The organism is Actinosynnema sp. NPDC059797, from assembly GCF_042732085.1.
Lineage (GTDB): Bacteria > Actinomycetota > Actinomycetes > Mycobacteriales > Pseudonocardiaceae > Actinosynnema.
On the sequence record NZ_JBHWIE010000539.1, the window covers coordinates 1 to 3707 of the forward strand.

At 74.3% G+C, this 3707-nt stretch carries 5 protein-coding genes; 4 read left to right on the forward strand and 1 reads right to left on the reverse strand.

The window, feature by feature from the left end:
- The 4 genes from ACFV4N_RS41255 to ACFV4N_RS41270 form a co-directional block, all read left to right on the forward strand.
- Window positions 1-436: DUF3097 family protein (locus tag ACFV4N_RS41255; protein WP_499678136.1), on the forward strand; the 436-nt coding region annotated here is incomplete at its 5' end.
- Between the two features lie 96 nt (window positions 437-532).
- On the forward strand, window positions 533-961 hold the full coding sequence (locus tag ACFV4N_RS41260) for an NfeD family protein (protein ID WP_499678137.1): 429 nt from the start codon (window positions 533-535) through the stop codon (window positions 959-961).
- A 14-nt stretch (window positions 962-975) separates the two neighbouring features.
- Window positions 976-2271, forward strand: coding sequence for an SPFH domain-containing protein (locus ACFV4N_RS41265; protein WP_499678138.1), 1296 nt, complete (start codon window positions 976-978; stop codon window positions 2269-2271).
- 169 nt (window positions 2272-2440) lie between these two features.
- The gene (locus ACFV4N_RS41270; RefSeq protein ID WP_499678139.1) at window positions 2441-3352 is read left to right on the forward strand and encodes a hypothetical protein; all 912 of its coding nucleotides are present in this window, start codon (window positions 2441-2443) and stop codon (window positions 3350-3352) included.
- Window positions 3353-3415: 63 nt separating this feature from the next.
- Here the strand turns inward: ACFV4N_RS41270 and ACFV4N_RS41275 are convergent.
- On the reverse strand, window positions 3416-3707 hold a 292-nt coding region (locus ACFV4N_RS41275; RefSeq protein WP_499678140.1), incomplete at its 5' end, for an amidase family protein.

Consider the following 3707-nt stretch of genomic DNA (forward strand, 5'->3'; position numbering starts at 1 on the left):
GGTGTGGGGCCACGACCTGCGGGTGGAGGGGGTGGTGGTGGAGCCGTTGGACGGGGTGGACGTGCTGGCCGAGCGGGTGGCGGAGTTCGGCACGGGCCCGGGTCGGCGGTTGGGGGTGCTGGTGGACCACCTGGTGGCGGGCAGCAAGGAGTCGCGGCTGGTGGCGCGGGTGCGCGACGAGCACGTGCTGGTCACCGGTCACCCGTTCGTGGACATCTGGCAGGCGGTGAAGCCGTCGTCGGTGGGGATCGCGGCGTGGCCGGAGGTGCCGCGTGGGGTGCCGTGGAAGGAGGGGGTGTGCGCGGCGCTGGGCTGGGGCGAGCCGTGGGAGGGGTGGCGTCGGGTGCTGGCGGGGGTGTCGGGGTTCCGGGACCTGGAGACGCCGCTGCTGGGCGCGGTGGAGCGGTTGATCGATTTCGTCACCGAACCGGCGTGACGCGCGTGGCGGCCGTGGTCGGCTTGGTCGGGTTTTCGACCCCGTCGTGTGCCCGATCGGGTCACGCGGGCTTCCCGCGGGTGTAAGGATGGTGGTGTGGCCGCGTCGTTGATCTGGTTGATCCTCGGTGTCGTGCTGGTGGCCGCCGAGGTCCTGTCGGGCGATTTCGTGCTGGTCATGCTCGGGGTGGCCGCGCTGGGCGCGGCGGGCGCGGCGGGGTTGGGCGCGCCGGTCCTGGTCAGCGCGGTGGTGTTCGGTGTGGTGTCGTTGGGTCTGGTGCTGGGCGCCCGGCCGGCGATCAAGCGCCGGATGGCGTTGGGCACCGGGCACAAGTCGGGGGTCGAGGCGCTGCTGGGCAGCACCGCGGTCGTGGTGTCGCGGGTGGACGCGCACGGCGGCACGGTGCGGATCGGCGGCGAGGTGTGGTCGGCGCGGTCGTTGGACCGCGGCGTGATCGAACCCGGTGTCGAAGTGACTGTTGTGGAGATCTCGGGCGCGACCGCGGTGGTGCTGTCCGGGGCCTGAGAGGCTGGAGAACCATGACCACCACGTTGATCGTCATCGCGGTGCTGGTGCTGTTCGTGCTGATCGTCACGGTCAAGTCGGTGCTGGTGATCCCGCAGGCCACGGCCGCGGTGATCGAGCGGTTGGGCCGCTACCGCACGACCGCGGCGCCGGGGTTGAACATCCTGGTGCCGTTCTTCGACCGGGTGCGGGCGCGCATCGACCTGCGCGAGCAGGTGGTGTCGTTCCCGCCGCAGCCGGTGATCACGCAGGACAACCTGACGGTGTCGATCGACACGGTGGTGTACTTCCAGGTCACCGATCCGCGGGCGGCGGTGTACGAGATCTCCAACTACATCGTGGGCGTGGAGCAGTTGACGACCACGACGCTGCGCAACCTGGTGGGCGGGATGAGCCTGGAGGAGACGCTGACCTCCCGCGACCAGATCAACAACCAGTTGCGCGGGGTGTTGGACGAGGCGACGGGCCGGTGGGGCATCCGGGTGGCGCGGGTGGAGCTCAAGGCGATCGACCCGCCGCCGTCGATCCAGGACTCGATGGAGAAGCAGATGCGCGCGGACCGGGAGAAGCGCGCGATGATCCTGAACGCGGAGGGTCAGCGGGAGTCGGCGATCAAGACCGCGGAGGGGCAGAAGCAGTCGCAGATCCTGTCCGCGGAGGGCGCCAAGCAGGCGGCGATCCTGGCGGCGGAGGCGGAGCGGCAGTCGCGGATCCTGCGGGCGCAGGGTGAGCGGGCGGCCCGCTACCTGCAGGCGCAGGGCCAGGCGAAGGCGATCGAGAAGGTGTTCGCGGCGATCAAGGCGGGCCGGCCGACGCCGGAGGTGCTGGCCTACCAGTACCTGCAGACGTTGCCGCAGATGGCGCAGGGCGACGCGAACAAGGTGTGGCTGGTGCCGTCGGACTACGGCAAGGCGTTGGAGGGGTTCGCGCGGATGCTGGGCGCGCCGGGTGAGGACGGGGTGTTCCGGTACGAGCCGTCGAAGGAGGAGCCGCCGGTGTCGAGGCCGGAGGCGGACGACGAGTCGGTGGCGGACTGGTTCGACACCGCGCCGGACCCGGCGGTGGCTGAGGCGGTGCGGGCGGCGGAGGCGGTGGCCCGCCAGGAGGTGCCCGGTCCGATGGAGTCGCCCGGGTCGTTGTCGGCGGGTTCCGGGGCCCCGGGTTCGCTGTCGTCGGGTCCCCTGTCGCCCGGTGCCCTGTCGCCCGGGGCGGCGGGGTCGGAGGCGGGCGGTGCTCCGGGTTCGCTGTCGGCGGGCGGGTCGTCCGCGCGGGAGCTGGGTGGCGGGGTGGCCGAGCCGCCGCGGGAGTGACGTGGCGGGCGGTCACCGGTTGGTGATCTTGCTCGCACCGGGTGGGTGTCGGGGCGTCGGCGTGGGCCGGCGCCCCGCTTTTTTGTGCCGGTCGCGGGCGGTGCGGGCACGGCAGGCGGGCGTTCGGGTGGGCGTCGTGGGCGGGCGCGGGGTGCGGTTGGATGTCGCGGTGCACGCTTTAGCGACCCGCGCCGCGACCGCGTTGGCCCCTTCCGACGCCCCGTGGGCGGCGCGGTGGGACGAGCTGGCCGCGGTGGTGGCGGGGTTGTCGGACCTGGTGCGCGGTGGTCCGGGCGCGCGGCGGGTGGCGCAGGACGTGGCGGAGCTGCTGGTGGCGGCGGTCGGGCGGGACCGGGAGCACCGGGCGGCGTTGGCGGAGCTGGTGGACCGGGTGGTGGACCTGCACGCGGTGGCGTGCGCGTCGGACCCGCCGGAGCCGGGTGGGCTGGCCGAGTGGCTGCTGTGGTTGCAGACGGGGTTCGCCGAGCCGCCGGAGGTGCGGTTGTCGGCGTACGCGGAGGCGTTGGGCGTCGAGGGGTTGGCCCGCTACCGGGCGGAGGCGGTGGCGCGGTTCGAGCGGCTGCCGGTGATCGGGTTCGGTCGGACCGGGACCTACGACCGGGAGCGGTGGGCGCTGCTGCGGGTGGTGGAGGAGCTGGCCGAGCACACCGGTGACGTGGACCTGCAGGTGCTGGTGTTGACGCGGGACCTGTCGTCGGGGTGGCACTACCTGCGGGTGGCGACGGTGTTGCGGGACGCGGGCCGGTCGGAGGAGGCGTTGGAGTGGGTGCGGCGCGGGCTGGTGGCCACGGGTGGTCGGGGCGCGGCGAGCCGGTTGGTGGACCTGGGGGTCGACGAGTGCCTGCGGGTGGGGTGGGTGTCGCGGGCGGTGGGGCTGCGGCGGGACGCGGTGCTGGCACACCCGGTGTGGGAGTCGTGGGAGCGGTTGCGGTCGTTGGCCGCGGGGGTCGGGGTGTGGCCGGTGGTGCGGGAGGAGGTGCTGGCGAGGTTGTCGGCGCCGGACGCGCCGTCGGGTGCGGCGGAGCTGGTGCGCCGGGTGGCCGCGGAGCAGCCCCGCTGACCTGTTCCCGCCGACCTGTTCCCCGCCGGTCGGGCGGGCGTGGGCGTCGGCCGCCGGGGTGGGTCAGGGCGTGGCGGGTGGGCGGCGGTCGGTCCAGGGGCGGGCCCGTTGGAGTTGGCCGGCGGCGGTGAGGATGGTGGGTTCGCCGTCGGGGGCGGCGACGAGCTGCACGGCCAGGGGCAGGCCGGTGCGGGTGTGGCCGGCGGGGACGGCGGCGGCGGGGTTGCCGGTGATGTTCCACAGGGGCAGGAACGTGGTCAGGCGGGCGGCGGCGAGCAGGGCGGCGGGTGTGGGCAGGCGGCGCCACTGGCCCACGCGCAGGGGCGGCCGGGTGAGCACGGGGGTCAGCAGCAGG

Bases quoted from the DNA above. Each gene is read 5' to 3' on its own strand.
- ACFV4N_RS41265 (WP_499678138.1), top strand. From the start codon at position 976: ATGACCACCACGTTGATCGTCATCGCGGTGCTGGTGCTGTTCGTGCTG.